The following is a 17,117-nucleotide window of genomic DNA, read 5'->3' as shown; positions in this document are numbered from 1 at the left end:
CCAGGGCGCCAGCGAGACGCTACCAGGGTTCGTCCAGAAACAACGGGATGCGCAATGGCTCGACGACGCCCTCACGCTGACCACACATCTCATCATGGACCACCTGTTGCACCAACATGCACGGCAGGCGCGGCACGAAACGCAGCAATTCCCTCAGGTGGGTGGTGGAGCGTACCGGCAACGTCTTGCCCGACTCGTCGAGCAGCCTATGCCATCCGCTGTCCATCCGGGCGAGCAATACGTAGAGCCCGCCTTCCAGGGACAAGAGTTCCAGTTCGTGGATCCGGCCATCAACGGCCAGGTCGGTCAAGTCCTGCAAGGTCATGGCATGCCTGCGGCCTGACGCCGGAAAAACAGGGTCACCTGGCCCAACTCGACACCCAGCTTGCTCATGCTCGAACGGTTGATCAGCGTGTCGTCATCCATCAGGTACATCCAATCATCGAAGGTCACTTCATAGGTCGAACCGTCCACCGGCAGGTTCAATCGATACTGCCAGCGCAGTGCATTGCCGGCCACTTCTCCCCGGGCTTCACCGATCACGTCGTCGGCACGCCCGCGCCAGCGTCCGGCCCCCTCGGGTGTCAACGTCCAGACCCGCCGCTGACGTGTGCCGTCGCTGTAGAGGAAACGCTCATCCAGGATCAATCGATCCCCCTCGTGGTGGCTGGCAATGTCCACCTCGAAACGCTTGATCACTTCACCCGAGCGTTTTTGATAAATGCCCCAGGCCTTGACGGGCTGACTGAAAAAATGCGCCAGGTCCAACCGGGGTTGCTGGTCGGCGTAGCGGTCGACATCGACATTACCGCAACTGGTCAGACCCAACATCACCAGCAACGCCAACATAAAACGGGTCATGGGCGACTCCTGTATCACGTGAAGTTTGAAGCCCAAGTAGCTGACTCCTAAGCTTTTTATCCTTGCTCGCCGGGTCAAGCCAAATGGCGAAGAAGGCTCGGGCGAATGTTGGGTCCATTACCTCGTGGGACAGCTGCCCATTCACATAGAAACGGCAACCGCGCCCCGGCAGGTTGACGCCGGTAATGCGACTTCCCGGCTTTACGTCGACAAAGGCCTGCTGCATGTGACCTCGCCATGCTTCCAGACGCCCGGCGTCCAAGGGCGCGCCCCTGATGCGTTGCATTTCCGCAAGGCTGGTCTCGACCAGGGTTTGCGCGCTGATGGCGCGCCGGTAATCGAGTTCCAAGGCAAACGCCGTTTCAAGGCCGGGCTGCAAGGCTGCGCTCCATAATCGCGCCTGATACACCTCGAACCCGAACCAGGTGAAATCGGCCTGCCCGACCAGCCGTGTGCCCGGCAGTGCGGCCCGCCAATCGGACAAGGCATGGGCGCAATACAGTACAAGCAGGCCAACCATGCATCGGACCAGGCTTTTCCTGAACGCGAACGACCTGATCATGGGCACGCCACCAGTTTCTCGAGGACGCCCCAATAATTGTACATGGATATGTATTTGTACAGCTTTTCTGTGCCAACGAGAAAAGACGAGGGCTACACGCCTTCAGGCAAGACTCCGCCGGTCATTCCAGTAACTGAACGATCCGCGGCTCGATCAGCCCAGCCTCCACCTCAACCAACGCCAGCGTCACCGGCAGCTTGAAACGCCGCCGGCCAGCGCTGCCGGGGTTGAGGTAAAGCCGTTCGCCGCGCCATTCGATGCTCGGCTTGTGGGAATGGCCGGTAATCACCCACTTCACGGCCGGGTCCAGTGCCGCCTGGACATCGGCGATGTCATGCACCAACAGGACCGGCCAGCCGTCCAGTTCGAATTGCAGGCGATCGGCAAGCTGCCCCGCCCACTCGGCACCCCGGTCGTTATTGCCACGCACCACGTACAACGGAGCGAGGCATGCCAGTTGCGCCAGAATATCGGGGCTGCCGATGTCACCGGCATGAATGATCCGCTCACAGCCTTGCAGCGCGGCAAGCGCTTCGGGGCGTAGCAGGCCGTGGGTATCGGAAATGACACCGACTTTCATGAAACCTTTCTCCCCAATCGTGTGTCGCCGCTCGTACCTGCCTCGTCGCAGTCAGCTAACATGCTGAATTCGAATAGGATAGGCTGCGCCGTGAAAAGTGCGGACCCGTCGTGGAAAGGATACGTCAATGCTCGGACGCAAGCAGCCAGAGCCCAAGATCGAAAGCCCCGATGAGGCCTTCTCCCAGCAAGCCGTGCGGGCAGGAGCGGCATTCCGGCTGACCGTGAGTTTCATGCTCGTGGTCGTCATCGCCTTCCTGGCCGTCGAAGGCTGGAGGGCCTGGCGCGACTACCGCGCCGCTTTTGCGTCTGCCCGGGATTCGGTGACGAACCTGGCGCGGGCGACGGCCCAGCACGCTGAAGATACCATTCGACAAGTGGATGTGGTCACCGCCGCCCTCGCCGAACGGGTGGAGGGCGATGGCCTGCAGAACATGGACATCCCGCGCATCCATAAGCTATTGGTGCAGCAGGCCGCCATCATGCCGCAACTGCACGGGTTGTTTATCTACGGCCCGGACGGCCAATGGCTGGTGACGGACAAGGAAACGATCCCGGAAATGGCGAACAACGCCGACCGCGACTACTTCCAATACCACCGTACCCACGAGGATCAAGGCGTGCGCATCGGTGACGTCGTCAAGAGCCGCTCCACCAACGACTTGATCATTCCCATTTCCCGCCGCCTGAACAACCCTGATGGCTCGTTTGCCGGCGTATTGCTGGGAACCGTGAAGGTCAGCTATTTCGTCGACTACTACGGCGACTTCAAAATCGATGGCAAAGGCGCACTGGTCCTGGCCAAGCGCAGCGGAACGATCCTGGTCCGACGTCCCTTCGTCGCTTCGGTGATTGGCAAGAGCCTCGTCAACAGCGTGATTTTCAGGGAACATTTACCCACCTCCAACCAAGGGGTCGCCGAAGCCAAGGCCGTCGTCGACGACACCGAGCGCCTGTACGGCTACCGGGCCCTGACCACTTATCCGCTGGTGGTGGAAGCCGGCTTGTCCCGCGAATCGATCATCGCGCCCTGGCGCCGCGACCTATTCAAGACCGGTCTGGTGCTGATTTTCCTGATCGCGATCCTGGTGGGCTTCGGGCTCATCGTGTTGAGCCAGCTGCGCTATCGCATGGCCATGGAGAAGCAGATTCGCAGCGCCCACCAGGCCATGCGCGACATGGCGCTGACCGACAGCCTGACCGGGCTGGGCAACCGCAGGCGGCTGGACATCGCCCTGGCCGATGAGCTCCGCCTGGCCAGGCGCCAGGGTTCGTCCCTGGCCCTGATCATGCTCGACGTCGATTACTTCAAGCGTTTCAACGACAGATACGGCCATGCCGCCGGGGACGATTGCCTGCGGGCGATTGCAGCCGCGCTCGGGCAGACCATCAAAAGGCCGGGCGACCTGGCGGTCCGCTACGGCGGTGAAGAGTTCACCGTGCTGCTGCCAAACACCGACAGCACTGGGGCCATCAAGGTCGCGCAGCAGATCCTCGAAGCGGTCAGGGCCTTGAACATTGAACATGGCGACCATCCCTTGGGCATCGTGACCATCAGCGCGGGCATCACCACCTGCCAGCCAAGCGGCGAGGACGTTACCCCGGCCATGCTGATCAAGGCCGCAGACGCCTTCTTGTACCTGGCGAAAAACACCGGGCGAAACCGCTGGTGCAGCGCCGACTCGACGCCGGGGTGAACGCCGCGGGAGCGCCGCGCATCGGTCAGGATCGTGCAAAACCAAGTCCACAGGTGCCGGCGAGGCGCCTGGCGGCTACAATGCGCGCTTCGACCGTGACCAGCCTGACTAAAAACAAATGTCCTTGCCCAAACATCATCTGGAATTGCTCAGCCCCGCCCGCGACGTGACCATCGCCCGCGAGGCCATCCTGCATGGCGCCGACGCCGTGTACATCGGTGGCCCGAGTTTCGGCGCGCGTCACAACGCCTGCAACGAGGTGGGCGATATTGCCCGGCTGGTGGAGTTCGCCCACCGCTACCACGCCCGTGTGTTCACGACCATCAACACCATCCTGCACGACAATGAACTGGAGCCGGCCCGCCAGCTGATCCACCAGTTGTACGACGCCGGCGTCGACGCGTTGATCGTCCAGGACCTCGGGGTGATGGAGCTGGATATCCCGCCCATCGAGCTGCACGCCAGCACCCAGACCGACATCCGCACCCTGGCCCGGGCAAAGTTTCTCGACCAGGCCGGTTTCTCGCAACTGGTCCTGGCCCGTGAGCTGAACCTGCAGGAAATCCGCGCCATCGCCGACGAGACCGATGCGGCCATCGAGTTCTTCATCCACGGTGCGCTGTGCGTGGCCTTTTCCGGCCAGTGCAACATCTCCCACGCCCAGAACGGCCGCAGCGCCAACCGTGGCGACTGCTCCCAGGCCTGTCGCCTGCCCTACACCCTCAAGGATGACCAGGGCCGGGTGGTCGCCTATGAAAAACACCTGCTGTCGATGAAAGACAACAACCAGAGCGCCAACATCCGTGCCCTGGTCGAAGCCGGCGTACGTTCGTTCAAGATCGAAGGGCGCTACAAGGACATGGGCTATGTGAAGAACATCACCGCCTATTACCGCCAGCGCCTGGACGATGTCCTCGAAGACCGCCCGGACCTGGCCCGCGCGTCCAGCGGCCGCACCGCGCACTTCTTCGTCCCCGACCCGGACAAGACCTTCCACCGCGGCAGCACCGACTATTTCGTCAGCGAGCGCAAGATCGACATCGGTGCCTTTGATTCGCCAACCTTTACCGGCGTGCCGGTGGGCGTGGTGGAAAAAGTCGGCAAGCGCGACCTGCAAGTGGTGACCTTCGATCCGCTGTCCAACGGCGACGGTCTCAACGTGCTGGTCAAGCGCGAAGTGGTCGGTTTCCGCGCCAACATCGCCGAGCCCAAGGGTGAATTCGAAGAGGACGGCCAGAAGCGCTACCGCTACCGCGTCGAACCCAACGAAATGCCGGCCGGCATGTACCAGCTGCGTCCCAACCACCCGTTGAGCCGCAACCTGGATCACAACTGGCAGCAAGCGTTGCTCAAGACCTCCTCCGAGCGCCGGGTCGGCCTGGCCTGGGTCGCGCGCCTGCGGGAAGAGCGCCTGGAACTGACCGCCACCAGCGAGGAAGGCATCAGCGCCAGCATCGCCCTGGACGGGCCGTTCGGCCTGGCCAACAAGCCGGAACAGGCCCTGGAGCAACTGCACGACCTGCTCGGCCAACTGGGCACCACCGAATACCACGCCACCGCCATCGAGCTGGATGCGCCCCAGGCATTCTTCATTCCCAACTCGCAGCTCAAGGCATTGCGCCGCGAAGTCATCGAAGCCCTGACCGCCGCCCGCATCGAAGCCCACCCACGCGGTGGCCGCAAGGCCGAGACCAGCCCGCCGCCGGTGTACCCGGAGTCGCACCTGTCGTTCCTGGCCAACGTCTACAACCAGAAAGCCCGGGACTTCTATCATCGCCACGGGGTCAAGCTGATCGACGCGGCGTTCGAGGCCCACGAGGAAACCGGTGAAGTGCCGGTGATGATCACCAAGCACTGCCTGCGCTTCTCGTTCAACCTCTGTCCCAAGCAGGCCAAGGGTGTCACCGGCGTGCGCACCAAGGTCGCGCCGATGCAACTGATACACGGCGATGAAGTGCTGACGCTGAAGTTCGACTGCAAACCCTGCGAGATGCATGTGGTCGGCAAGATCAAGGGACACATCCTTGACCTGCCATTGCCCGGCAGCACGGCGCAGCCCGTGGTGGGCCATATCAGCCCTGAAGATCTGCTCAAGACAATTCCACGCGCACCGCATTAAACCATTACCCCCCCGTTTTCCTTGTGGGAGTGGGTGCCCACCACAGATACCCTGTGGGAGCGAGCTTGCTCGCGATGGCGTCAACAGGATCAGCATGGATGCAAGCTGACCCACCGCTATCGCGAGCAAGCTCGCTCCCACATTGGGTTACGGGTGTTCACAAAGCGTGTGCCCCGCTCCCACACTGAGTGTCGGCTGGTTGGAATGGATTTTTCATTTCTGCGCCGTTTTCGCTTTTCCGGGCGACAAATTCTGTTCAAGGGCTCCCCCGCCGCGGGTTCGGGGTGTTAGGTTGTAAGTGATTGTTTCATCAACCGACACTTCTCCCCTGCAAAGGAATGCCTGCCAACATGAACTTTCCGTTCAAGCGTCTTGCCGTTGCCACCCTCGTACTGTCCAGCCTGTCGTCATTCGCGATGTCGGCCAACGCCAATATCACCGCACAACAAAGCGCGACCCTCGTCAAAACCTTCTCCGACACTTCCGTCACCGATTTCCGGCAGTTCCTCGCAGAAGTGGCCAAAAGCGACCTCGCCAAAACCGCGAACCTGGGCCCGGCCATCAGCGCCTTCCAGGACAACAAAACCCTGTCGGCTGAACAACAGAACGAAATCCATCGCCTGCTGGGTCTCTACGCCCGGGTGAAATACGGCAAAGCCGCCACCGAGACGCTGAAGGAACTGGTCGCCATCCCGACCTTTCGCAAGGACGGTGTAGCCCAGCACGAGAATCCGGAATTCCTCAAGATCGCCGACAAGATCAAGAGCCTGGCCGAGGCGTTCAAGCTGAACTTCCGCAACATCGACAACCGCGTCTATGAGATTTCCCTCGAAGGCAGCGGTGACGAAGTCGTCGGTATCCATGCCCATGCCGACGTGGTGCCGGTCACGCCGCAAAACTGGGTGTTGAAAGACGGCACCCGCCTTGATCCGTTCAAGGTCACCCTGGTGGGCGACCGCATGTATGGCCGAGGTACCGAGGACGACAAGAACGGCATCGTCGTGGCCCTCTACGCCATGAAGATCATCAAGGAAGAAAAACTGCCACTGGCGCGCAACTTCAAGCTGCTGGTCGACACCACCGAGGAAACCACCGGCGACGCCATTCCCTATTATTTCGAGCGCAACCCGACGCCCAACTACAACCTGGCGCTGGATGGCGGCTACCCGGTGGTGATTGCCGAGAAAGGCTACGGCACCGTCATGGCGAACTTCGCCCGGCGTACGGCACAGGGCAAGGGCGCGCAAATCACCGCATTGACCGGCGGCCTGGCGACCAATCAGATTCCATCGACCTCCGTGGCCACCTTCGCCAGCGACAAGCCTGCCGAACTGGCTGCCGAGCTGCTCAAGGCCGCGACCGACTATGCCAAGCGCAACGGCGGCAATTTCGAAGTGGGCACCCAGGTCGTCGGCAAGGACGTGCAACTGACCTTCACCGGCGTATCCGCCCACTCCTCCGAGCCCGAGTCAGGCGTCAACCCGGTCGCGCGGATGCTGGACTTCATCAATGGCCTGGACGGCAAGGTCGCGCTCAAACACAACCACATCACCGACGCCGCCCGCTACGCCGCCGACAACTGGGGCCTGGACTATCTGGGCAACAAACTGGGGATTGGCTTTTCCGATGACTTCATGGGCCCGCTGACCGCATCCCTGACCTTCGTCGGGATGGATGAGAAGACCTTCAAACTGGCGGTCAACCTGCGGGTACCGGTCGGCAAGCCCACCGAAGAGATCAAGACTGACATTGCCGACAAGCTGGCCGCCTGGAGCAAGAAATCCCACATTGCGGTGGCTTTCGACTATTCCATCGACGAGCCGATGTACCGCAACCCCGAGGGAGAATGGGTCAAGGCGCTGTTGGCCGTGGCCAGCGAGAACCTGGGCATGGAACACAAATACGGCACCTCCGCCGGCGCCACCTCGGTCCATGACCTGCCCAACGGCGTGCAATTCGGCCTGGCGATGCCCGACGTCAAGTACACCGGCCACAACGACAACGAGTTCAAGACGGTGGAGCAGTTCCTGCTGGACTTGCAGATCGTGACCGAGATGATGGGGCGGATCGGGCAGTTGCCGAAGTTGTAAATATCCCTGCTCGGGAAAGCCAGTGAGGTTTTCTGGTTCTAATGTGGCGAGGGGATTTATCCCCGCTCGGTTGCGCAGCGACCGCAAAATTCTGGGGACTGCTTCGCAGTCCAGCGGGGATAAATCCCCTCGCCACAGGGTTACTTCATTCCTTCATGTGAGTGGCGCTGGGGTCGATGACCTTGGCGGTAATGTCGACCAGCTCCAGCCCCCAATCACCATGCAAGTACCAGTCATCTCCGATCATCTCGGCCGGGTGCATGGTTCGATCGGCACCGTTGCCACAGGCCAACGCAGTGGTCGGACAGTAACGATCACAGCCCCAGCAAATACGCTCGGGATGTTTGGGACTGATGGGAAAAGGCTTTGCCATGGCGACCCCGCATAACAGATGGGTGTGCTCGTACCCTACCCCGTCGGGACAGCGCCACCCTTGATCCCGATCAAGAACACCCGCGCGGGAGCGAACGGATGCTCCCCGAGCAGAATTTCGCGCTGGAAATTGACAAGAATCATTATTATTCGCAGCGAAGCTTCCTAGACTCGGCGCCATCATTTAGCCAACCAGGAAGTCATCATGCGCTCCGTTGCTCCGTTGTCCCTCGCCCTGCTGTTGCTCGCACCGCTGGCCCAAGCCAAGGAATACCCCATCGGCGAACCGCAACTGTGCCCGGGGCTGGAAGTCGGTGCGGTGTACCTGCAACCGATCGAAATGGCCCCCGCCGGCATGATGCGCGCCACCGCAGATTCGGATGTGCACCTGGAAGCCGACATCCGCGCCACGGCGGACAACCAGCAAGGCTTTCAGGAAGGCAGTTTCGTACCCTATCTCAACGTGTCGTTCCAGCTGAAAAAACAAGGCAACGACACCGAGCTCAAGGGCGGCTTCCACGCCATGGTCGCCAATGACGGGCCGCACTACGGTGACAACGTCAAGCTGCTCGGCCCTGGCAAATACCAATTGACCTTCACCGTCCTGCCACCGGCTGGCCATGCGTCCCTCGGTCGTCATACCGACAAGGAAACCGGCGTGGCGCCGTGGTTCGAACGCTGCGAGCTGCATTACGAATTCGTCTACGCCGGGATCGGTAAAAAAGGCGGGTATTGAACATGCGCCGCCGCCCCTGGCTGTCATGCCTGGCCTGGCTGCTGCTGCCGTCAATCGCCCAGGCCGAACTGCCCACCTATGAGTTGAGCATGCGCGACGGGCATTTCACGCCGTCGCAGCTGGAAGTGCCGGCCGGGCAACGCTTCAAGATCGTGCTGAAGAATGTCGGCCAGGGCCCTGCGGAATTCGAAAGCACGCCATTGCGCGTCGAAAAAGTGCTCTCGCCCGGCGTCACGACCTTCGTGGTCATCCATCCGCTGCGCCCCGGGCACTATCCGTTTTTCGATGAATTCAACCCGCAACTGCCCGAGGGCGGGATTCTCGCCCAATGATCGGCCTGCAGGAGGCATTTGCATGACTCAATCGATGTTTATTGTCTGGCGCGAAAGCGTCGAGGCGTTGTTGGTGATCGGGATTCTCCAGGCCTGGGTCAGCCGGCAACAACAGGCCAGCCATCTGTTGCGGTACCTATGGAGCGGCGCACTCCTGGGTTTGCTGTTGTCGGGCGTGCTGGCGGGTTTGATCCTGCTGGCCGGCGAAGCCATGAGCGGTAGCGCCAATGAATGGTTCCAGGCTTCGCTGGCGTTGATCGCGAGTCTGTTGATCGTGCAAATGGTCGGCTGGATGCATCGCAACGCGGGGACACTGAAGCAGGACCTGTCGCGCCAAGCCGACCAGCGCCTGAACCGCCAGGGTGGCCTGGGCCTGATGGTGCTGGCGTTACTGGCGGTCAGCCGCGAAGGCAGTGAAACCGTGGTCTTCCTGTACGGCGCCGGCGCCCGCTTGCAAGGGCCGTCACTGGGCCTGTTCGCCGTGGGTGCAATCGCTGGCCTGGTGCTGGCGCTGCTGACCGTTTCCTTGCTCCACGGCAGTCGCCGGTTCATCTCCTGGCCGCGTTTCTTCGCCATCAGCGAAGCGATCCTGCTGCTGTTGGGTGCGGCGTTGCTGGTCAGCGGCATCGAGCGGATCGGCGGGCAATTGCTCGCGATGGATTGGCCCGAGCCGGTGTACCGTGGCATTGGCGATGCACTGTGGAACAGCAGCGCGATACTGGACGACGGCCATGGCTTGGGCGGATTCCTCGCCGATTTCGCCGGGTATCGCGCCAGCCCCAGCGCGCTGACACTCTTGGTGTGGATAGGCTATTGGCTGACCGTCGCGGGATGGCTGCGGCCAAGCAAGGCGCAAAACCTGCCATGCCCCACCTGAATCCCTGGCTCCAGCGCCTGGGCGACGGCATGCGGCGCCACGGCGCGACCATTCGCGCCGTGCAATGGGCGGTGGTGCTGTTCTACGCGGTGCTGCTGGTGATACCCGCCCTGTTGCCAGTGCCCAGCAATCAGGCACACCTGTTCGACAACCTCACGCTGCTGGCGCAGTTTTTGTTCTGGGGCCTGTGGTGGCCGTTCGTATTGCTCTCGATCGTGCTGTTCGGTCGGCTCTGGTGCGGCGTGTTGTGCCCCGAAGGCGCCTTGAGTGAATGGGCCAGTCACTACGGCAAGGGCCTGGGTGTGCCGAGAAGCGTGCGCTGGGCCGGCTGGCCGACCCTGGCGTTCTGCCTGACGACGATTTATGGGCAACTCATCAGCGTCTACGACTATGCCCAGGCGGCGCTGCTGATCCTGGGTGGCTCGACCGTCGCCGCGGTGGTCGTCGGCCTGTTGTTCGCCCGGGGCAAGCGGGTGTGGTGCCGTTACCTGTGCCCGGTCAGTGGTGTGTTTGCCCTGCTCGCCCGCTTGGCCCCGGTGCACTTTCAGGTGGACGAACAACGCTGGCTGGAAAACCCGGCACCCCGGCGCCCTGCCCCCAACTGCGCGCCACTGCTGGACATCCGCCGCCTGCGCGGGGCCACCGATTGCCACGCCTGTGGTCGCTGCAGCGGCCAGCGTGATGCGGTGCGCCTGATCGCCCGCTCCAGCAACCAGGAAATCCTTCAGTCAACGCCCACCACACTCTCGCCCTGGGATGTGCGCCTGCTGCTGTTCGGCGTCATCGGCCTGGCCATGGGCGCCTTTCAATGGACCGTCAGCCCCTGGTTCATCGCCCTGAAGCAGGCACTGGCGCAATGGCTGGTGGCACACGACCTGCTCTGGCCGCTACAAGACAACGCGCCCTGGTGGTTGCTGACGCACTATCCGCAACTCAACGACAGCTTCAGCTGGCTCGATGGCTTTTGCATCGTCGGCTATCTGGGCATGAGTGCCCTGTTACTGGGGACTTCGCTGATGCTGCTGATGCGCCTGGCAGCACGACTCGTGGGCGATTCCGCACAATATTGGCCCTTAGCCATCACCCTGACGCCCCTTGGGGGTGCAGGCCTGTTCCTCGGTCTGTCGGCCACCACCGTCAAATTGCTGCGCTATGAAGGGCTGTTGCTGGCATGGGTGCAGCCGGCTCGAGCCGGGGTGTTGGTGGCGGCGATGACCTGGAGCCTGTGGCTGGGCTGGAAACGCCTGGCGCAGACGACTGCATCGCCCGTTCGGCGACTGGTCGCCACGGCCTGCCTGATAGCGGCCAGCGGTTGGGTGGGTTATGGGTGGTGGTTGCAGTTTTGGGGGTGGTGACACACTAGATCCTGTGGGAGCGAGCTTGCTCGCGATGACGTCGGCACAGCCAACATCACTGTGGCTGCCCCACCGCTTTCGCGAGCAAGCCCGTTCCCACAGGAAATTTAGCGGCGAGGTCAATTGCTGTAGCGTTCTGGTGCCATACCGGCTACACCTTGAACCGCGCCACCGTCTCATGCAGCGAACCGGCCATCTGTGCCAGGTCCTGCCCCGCTGTATCCGTGTGCCGGGCACCCAGCAACACCTGTTCGGACAAGTTGCGAATGCCCACCAGGTTGCGGTCCACCTCTCGAGCCACCAAGGCTTGCTGTTCCGTGGCGCTGGCGATCATCAGGTTGCGCTCGTTGATCTGCGAGATCGAATGGGCGATTTCATCCAGGGCATCGCCGGAGCGCTGGGCCACCTGCAGGGTGGCCTGCACCAGTTCGCTGTTGTTTTGCATCGAGGTCACTGCCTGCCCACTGTCCAAGCGAATACTGCCGATCATGCCCTCGATTTCCCGGGTCGAAACCTGAGTACGATGGGCCAGCGCCCGGACTTCGTCGGCCACAACCGCGAAACCACGCCCGGCATCACCGGCACGGGCCGCTTCAATGGCGGCGTTCAGGGCCAGCAGGTTGGTTTGTTCAGCAATGCTGCGGATCACATCCAAGACTGAGCTGATGTCCTGGACGCGTCCGGCCAGTTGCTGGATTCGCCCTGAGCTGTCCGTCACACCGTCCGCCAGCGCCGAAATGGAAGCCACCGTTTCCTGAACCTGTTCACGGCCGCGGTGGGCGGTTTGCTCGGACACTCGTGAAGCTTCGCTAGTGCTTACGGCATTGCGTGCCACTTCATCCACTGCAGCGGTCATCTGGTTCACCGCCGCTGCAGCCTGTTCGATTTCCAGCCCTTGCAACTGCAAGGTGCTGTTGGTCTGGCTGCTCACAGCACTCAGTTCTTCGGAAGAACTGGCCACCCGATCCACCGAGGCCGCAATGTGCCGGACCATGGCGTTGAGGCTCTGCTGCATGTCGTGCATGTTGCTCATCAAGCTGTCGTTCGCGCCAATCCCCACCGGCACCCGGATGGTCAGGTCACCTTGGGCGATGAGACTTAGCAGCCGCGCCGCATCATTGGGCTCACCGCCCAGTGGGCGGGTCACGCTGCGGGTCACCAGCAACGCGACGGTACTCACCAGGACCAGGCAACCCAACACCAGCGCCAGCACGTTGCGCCGTGCATCGTTGTATCGCGCCGAAGCCTGCTGTTCACGTTCGACAAAAACCCTGCCCTGCATCGCCATCATGCCTTCGAGGCTTTTGTACACCTCAAGCTCCGCCGGGATCACGCCTTGCTTGAGCTGCATCAGCGCCGCCTCCGTCGCACCCTGGCGGATCGACGCCTGCACCTGGACGAACGCCGCCACGTAGGCCTCGCGGCGCTTCTTCAGCTCGGCATACGCGGCTTTGCCTTCGGGCTGATCGAACAGCGGTTCCAGCGTGGCGAAAGCCTGGGTAATCCGTTGCCGGGTGGCGTCGATGGACTGCTGCACTTGCGTATTGTTCTTGTCGATCAACAAGTCCCGGGTGTTCCTGGCGTTATCGCGCACGCCCGTAGCGATGACCATGATCGGGTCGATCTTCGGCCAATCCTGCTTGACGATCTGCACAGCCTGGTCGCGCAGCATCGCCAGGTCGTTCAAGGCGTACAAGGCCAAAGCGATCAAGGCCAGTGGCGCGATGGTGAAGCCGATCACGATGCGTTGGGCGGTGGTGAATCTGGTCATGTCAAATGCTCCCTGTTCAATTACCTGCCGACTGGCAGCGCATTTGAAAACCATGAAAAAAGAGTGGCCCGGTCATCCCGGGCCGCTGTCGGTCGCTCGTGCCAACGCTCGGTCAACTGCGCAACACGAACGAAGGAAACAGCTCGCGCAGGGCGGCCCACAACTCTGGTTGCAAGGCGTGTGCCGAGACACTGGAAAGATGCGGATCGAGCATCCGCGCCGTGCGCACCAGTTGCACGGCAAACCGGGTGACGCCGCGCTCGCTCAAACGTCGGGCCAGGGCCAACAGGCGTTCGGGATCGAACAGATGCCAGTGCACAGTGGTGCGGCACTCATAATCCACGCCGCTGGCCAGCAGATGGTCGAGGCTGCGCCAGTTGGCGGCGCCGCTGCCTTCGACCCGTGTCACGTCCAAGGCATCTTCAGGCAAGGCCTTGATGTCAAACCCCACCCAGTCGGCAAGCCCGACCACTTTGGCGAAGGCCGCCGGCTTGATACCGGCGCTGTGCAGGCCGATGCGAAACCCCATTTGCCGCACCTCCTCCATCGCTGGCGCCAGGCCGTCCTGCAAGGTCGGTTCGCCACCGCTGAACACCACTGCGTCGAGCAGGTCCTGACGGCGTTGCAGGAACGCCAATACCCGGCACCACTCCACCTCCTCGCTGCCACGCGGTGGGATCAGTTGCGGGTTGTGGCAATAACGACAACGCCAGGCGCATCCCTGGCAAAACAGCACGCAGGCCAGTTGGCCCGGATAATCGAGGGTGGTCAGGGGCACCATGCCCCCGACCCGTAGCACTCGACTCATGGACGCCCGGCCGCGCGTTCGGTGAAGTGCACCCGCTCACGATGCTCGGATTGCTTACCAGGGTTGAAGGCCGCCACCGGGCGGTGATAACCCATCACGCGGGTCCAGACTTCGCAACGTTGACGCTGTGCGGGTGGAAGGCTTTGTGATGCATTCATGGGTGAAGCTCCTTGCGGTCGATGGATCGGATCAGTGAACGCTGCCTGCCAACTGCTGTTGCAGCAGCAAGGCCTCGTCGCATTTGGGGCAAAACTCGTGTTCGCCGGCCAGATAGCCGTGCACCGGGCAGATGGAAAAGGTCGGCGTGATAGTCAGGTACGGCAGGCGGAACCGGCCCAGGGCCTTGCGCACCAGTTGCTTGCAAGCCTGGGTCGAGGAAATCTGCTCGGCCATGTACAGGTGCAGCACAGTGCCACCGGTGTATTTGCATTGCAGTTCGTCCTGCAGCTCCAGGGCTTCGAACGGATCTTCGGTGAACCCCACTGGTAGTTGCGACGAGTTGGTGTAATACGGCGCGACCGGGCTGCCAGCCTGCAGGATATCCGGGTAGCGCTTGAGGTCTTCCTTGGCGAAGCGGTACGTGGTGCCTTCGGCGGGCGTGGCTTCCAGGTTGTAGAGGTGGCCGGTTTCCTCCTGGAAGCGCAGCAACGTGGCCCGAACGTGATCCAGCAGTTTCAGGGCGAACGCCCGTCCCTGCTCGATGTGCAGGCCTTGCTGGTCATCGGTGAAATTGCGCAGCATTTCATGCAGGCCGTTCACGCCGATGGTGGAGAAGTGATTGCGCAACGTGCCGAGGTAGCGCTTGGTGTAGGGATACAAACCGGCGTCCATGTGATGCTGGATGACCTTGCGCTTGACCTCCAGGCTCTCTTTCGCCAGTTCCATCAGGGTATCGATGCGTTGCAGTAACCCGCTGGTGTTGCCTTTGTACAGGTAGCCCAGGCGCGCGCAGTTGATCGTCACCACGCCCAGGGACCCGGTCTGTTCCGCCGAACCGAACAGGCCGCCGCCGCGCTTGAGCAGCTCGCGCACGTCCAGTTGCAGGCGACAGCACATCGACCGTACCTGGTTGGGTTGCATGTCCGAGTTGAGAAAGTTCTGGAAATACGGCAAGCCGTAGCGGGCGGTCATTTCGAACAGCCGGTCGGCGTTCTCGCTGTCCCACGGAAAGTCATGGGTAATGTTGTAGGTCGGGATCGGGAACGTGAAGACCCGGCCTTTCGCATCGCCGGCCTGCATCACCTCGATGTAGGCGCGGTTGATCAATTCCATTTCCGCTTGCAGGTCACCGTAGGCGAACGGCATTTCTTCACCGCCGATGACCGGGATCTGTTCGCGCAGGTCCTGGGGACAGACCCAGTCGAACGTCAGGTTGGTGAACGGGGTTTGCGTGCCCCAGCGCGACGGCACGTTGAGGTTGTAGATGAACTCCTGCAGCGACTGGCGAACCTGGTCGTAGTTGAGCTGGTCCTTGCGCACATAAGGCGCCAGGTAGGTATCGAACGAGCTGAACGCCTGGGCGCCGGCCCATTCGTTTTGCAAGGTGCCGAGGAAATTCACCATCTGTCCCAGGGCGCTGCTCAGGTGCTTGGGCGGCCCGGCCTCGACCCGCCCTGGCACGCCGTTGAGGCCTTCATGCAAAAGGGTGCGCAACGACCAGCCGGCACAGTAGCCGGCGAGCATGTCCAGGTCGTGGATGTGCAGGTCCGCCTCGCGGTGCGCCTCGCCGATGGCTTGGCTGTAGACTTCGTCGAGCCAGTAATTGGCGGTGACCTTGCCCGATACGTTGAGAATCAGCCCGCCGAGGGAATAGCCCTGGTTGGCGTTGGCCTGCACGCGCCAGTCTTCGCGATCCAGGTATTCGTTCATCGAAGTGGCGACTTCCACCAGTGTACGGCGATCCCGACGCAGGCGTCCGTGTTGCTCGCGATAGACGATGTAGGCACGCATGGATAGGAAATACCCGGCGTCCATCAGAACCCGCTCGACGCGGTCCTGGATCTGCTCGACGTTCAACCGCGTCTGCCCTTCCAGCCGCGCCAATACCGCCTCGAGTAACCCTTCGGCCTCAGCTTCGGCGTACTCATCGGTGGCCTTGCCGGCGGCGATCAGCGCCTGGCGGATCTTGTCCGCATCAAAAGCGACCACACTGCCATCGCGCTTGTGCAAGCGGTTACACCCTACTGAGATCAACGTGCTCTGCATTTTGGCTCCAGATACTACATATAGGCTTTTTAATTCGTATAAACACAATATGCAGTGGAGAGTACGGCTAAATGTTCGAGATGCAATTGATCGATATCAAGAATCGGGGGCGACTGCCAACCCGCTTGGAAGGGTGGGCAATGCGCCTCGTACAATGGGCTCGGAGCACGACCGTGAGAACGAGGTCGGCTATAAGGCCGCATTCGCGAGCAAGCTCGCTCCCACAGTTGGATCGGAGCACGACAGTGAGAGCCAGGCCGGCTGGCAGGCCGCCTCGCGCTGGCTTTTGATCTGGGCCCCGTTGACCACGCTGGCCGAACGCAGGCATTGCGTAGTGGGCACCTCGGCATGGATGCCGAGGTAGCCGCGCTGGGCCATGGATGGCCCTTCGCGGCGGCCCACGGAGCAATGCCGGAGAGAGGGCATGCCGAGCCTAGGCGAGGCACCGAGTGGTGGGGCATGTACGGGACAACCACATGGGTTACAAAAAAGTGCATTCACATAGGTGACACTTTTATTGAAACATAGCCGTTCTTTGCGTCCCTGGCATTGACGTGACCTAGGATCACCGGACCGAAGATCACATTCCATACCCCGTCCTTGATCATCTCCATTCCAATGTTCTGATGCCTGAGCAGATTCCCCACGTATATCCGCAGACCGGCTCGATTAATAATTCCGCTACCATCTGCCAGGTAACACTCAATGTGGCTCGCATACCCCATTTCCGGTAGCTTCTCCGGATAAGCTCGA

The 17,117-nt window shown here is 61.8% G+C and carries 16 protein-coding genes and 1 pseudogene; 7 read left to right on the top strand and 10 right to left on the bottom strand.

Annotation, left to right across the window (positions count from 1 at the left end):
- Positions 1 to 19 precede the first annotated feature (19 nt).
- The 4 genes from BLQ55_RS25255 to BLQ55_RS25240 all read right to left on the bottom strand — a co-directional run bounded on the left by BLQ55_RS25255 (position 20) and on the right by BLQ55_RS25240 (position 2,003).
- On the bottom strand, positions 20 to 325 hold the full coding sequence (locus BLQ55_RS25255; protein WP_092257951.1) for a DUF6482 family protein: 306 nt from the start codon (positions 323 to 325) through the stop codon (positions 20 to 22).
- Positions 322 to 861: a DUF3833 domain-containing protein gene (locus BLQ55_RS25250; RefSeq protein ID WP_092257948.1), complete on the bottom strand. Its 540-nt coding sequence runs from the start codon at positions 859 to 861 to the stop codon at positions 322 to 324. The genes BLQ55_RS25255 and BLQ55_RS25250 overlap by 4 nt, the downstream gene beginning before the upstream one ends.
- Entirely contained in the window at positions 806 to 1,423 is a 618-nt protein-coding gene (locus BLQ55_RS25245; protein ID WP_092257945.1) for a chalcone isomerase family protein, read from the bottom strand. Before BLQ55_RS25245 ends, BLQ55_RS25250 begins: the two co-directional genes overlap by 56 nt.
- 121 nt (positions 1,424 to 1,544) lie before the next feature.
- A complete protein-coding gene (locus tag BLQ55_RS25240; RefSeq protein ID WP_092198467.1) occupies positions 1,545 to 2,003 on the bottom strand; it encodes a metallophosphoesterase family protein in 459 nt (152 codons plus the stop codon).
- Positions 2,004 to 2,130: 127 nt separating this feature from the next.
- On the opposite strand from BLQ55_RS25240, the gene BLQ55_RS25235 reads away from it, so the two are divergent.
- From BLQ55_RS25235 to BLQ55_RS25220, 3 genes are all read left to right on the top strand, one after another.
- Complete coding sequence (locus BLQ55_RS25235; protein ID WP_092257941.1) at positions 2,131 to 3,699, top strand: sensor domain-containing diguanylate cyclase; 1,569 nt, start codon at positions 2,131 to 2,133, stop codon at positions 3,697 to 3,699.
- Positions 3,700 to 3,817: 118 nt separating this feature from the next.
- Positions 3,818 to 5,818, top strand: coding sequence for a peptidase U32 family protein (locus tag BLQ55_RS25230; RefSeq protein WP_092257938.1), 2,001 nt, complete (start codon positions 3,818 to 3,820; stop codon positions 5,816 to 5,818).
- A gap of 350 nt (positions 5,819 to 6,168) precedes the next feature.
- Complete coding sequence (locus BLQ55_RS25220) at positions 6,169 to 7,908, top strand: dipeptidase (RefSeq protein ID WP_092257933.1); 1,740 nt, start codon at positions 6,169 to 6,171, stop codon at positions 7,906 to 7,908.
- 145 nt (positions 7,909 to 8,053) lie between these two features.
- Here the strand turns inward: BLQ55_RS25220 and BLQ55_RS25215 are convergent, their stop codons facing one another.
- On the bottom strand, positions 8,054 to 8,281 hold the full coding sequence (locus tag BLQ55_RS25215) for a DUF3079 domain-containing protein (protein ID WP_060742110.1): 228 nt from the start codon (positions 8,279 to 8,281) through the stop codon (positions 8,054 to 8,056).
- Between the two features lie 204 nt (positions 8,282 to 8,485).
- On the opposite strand from BLQ55_RS25215, the gene BLQ55_RS25210 reads away from it, so the two are divergent.
- From BLQ55_RS25210 to BLQ55_RS25195, 4 genes are read left to right on the top strand one after another with little or no spacing between them, the layout of a single operon-like run.
- On the top strand, positions 8,486 to 9,016 hold the full coding sequence (locus tag BLQ55_RS25210) for an iron transporter (RefSeq protein ID WP_092257930.1): 531 nt from the start codon (positions 8,486 to 8,488) through the stop codon (positions 9,014 to 9,016).
- Between the two features lie 2 nt (positions 9,017 to 9,018).
- Positions 9,019 to 9,348: a cupredoxin domain-containing protein gene (locus BLQ55_RS25205; RefSeq protein ID WP_092257927.1), complete on the top strand. Its 330-nt coding sequence runs from the start codon at positions 9,019 to 9,021 to the stop codon at positions 9,346 to 9,348.
- A gap of 22 nt (positions 9,349 to 9,370) precedes the next feature.
- Complete coding sequence (locus BLQ55_RS25200; protein WP_092257924.1) at positions 9,371 to 10,225, top strand: FTR1 family iron permease; 855 nt, start codon at positions 9,371 to 9,373, stop codon at positions 10,223 to 10,225.
- Positions 10,213 to 11,580, top strand: a complete 1,368-nt coding sequence (locus BLQ55_RS25195) for a 4Fe-4S binding protein (protein ID WP_092257921.1) — start codon at positions 10,213 to 10,215, stop codon at positions 11,578 to 11,580. The genes BLQ55_RS25200 and BLQ55_RS25195 overlap by 13 nt, the downstream gene beginning before the upstream one ends.
- 151 nt (positions 11,581 to 11,731) lie before the next feature.
- Here the strand turns inward: BLQ55_RS25195 and BLQ55_RS25190 are convergent, their stop codons facing one another.
- The 5 genes and pseudogenes from BLQ55_RS25190 to BLQ55_RS32315 form a co-directional block, all read right to left on the bottom strand.
- Positions 11,732 to 13,351, bottom strand: a complete 1,620-nt coding sequence (locus BLQ55_RS25190; protein ID WP_092257918.1) for a methyl-accepting chemotaxis protein — start codon at positions 13,349 to 13,351, stop codon at positions 11,732 to 11,734.
- A 112-nt stretch (positions 13,352 to 13,463) separates the two neighbouring features.
- Entirely contained in the window at positions 13,464 to 14,159 is a 696-nt protein-coding gene (locus BLQ55_RS25185; RefSeq protein WP_256326648.1) for an anaerobic ribonucleoside-triphosphate reductase activating protein, read from the bottom strand.
- On the bottom strand, positions 14,156 to 14,317 hold the full coding sequence (nrdD, locus tag BLQ55_RS25180; RefSeq protein WP_092174522.1) for an anaerobic ribonucleoside-triphosphate reductase: 162 nt from the start codon (positions 14,315 to 14,317) through the stop codon (positions 14,156 to 14,158). Before nrdD ends, BLQ55_RS25185 begins: the two co-directional genes overlap by 4 nt.
- A gap of 31 nt (positions 14,318 to 14,348) precedes the next feature.
- Entirely contained in the window at positions 14,349 to 16,364 is a 2,016-nt protein-coding gene (locus tag BLQ55_RS25175) for a ribonucleoside triphosphate reductase (RefSeq protein ID WP_092257912.1), read from the bottom strand.
- Positions 16,365 to 16,861: 497 nt separating this feature from the next.
- Positions 16,862 to 17,117 (bottom strand): annotated as a pseudogene (locus tag BLQ55_RS32315) (IS481 family transposase); the annotation flags it as partial.

This window comes from Pseudomonas sp. NFACC13-1 (assembly GCF_900104425.1).
GTDB classification, from domain to species: domain Bacteria; phylum Pseudomonadota; class Gammaproteobacteria; order Pseudomonadales; family Pseudomonadaceae; genus Aquipseudomonas; species Aquipseudomonas fluorescens_AA.
Note: the sequence above shows the minus strand (reverse complement) of the source record. Positions and strands in the feature narration are given on the sequence as shown.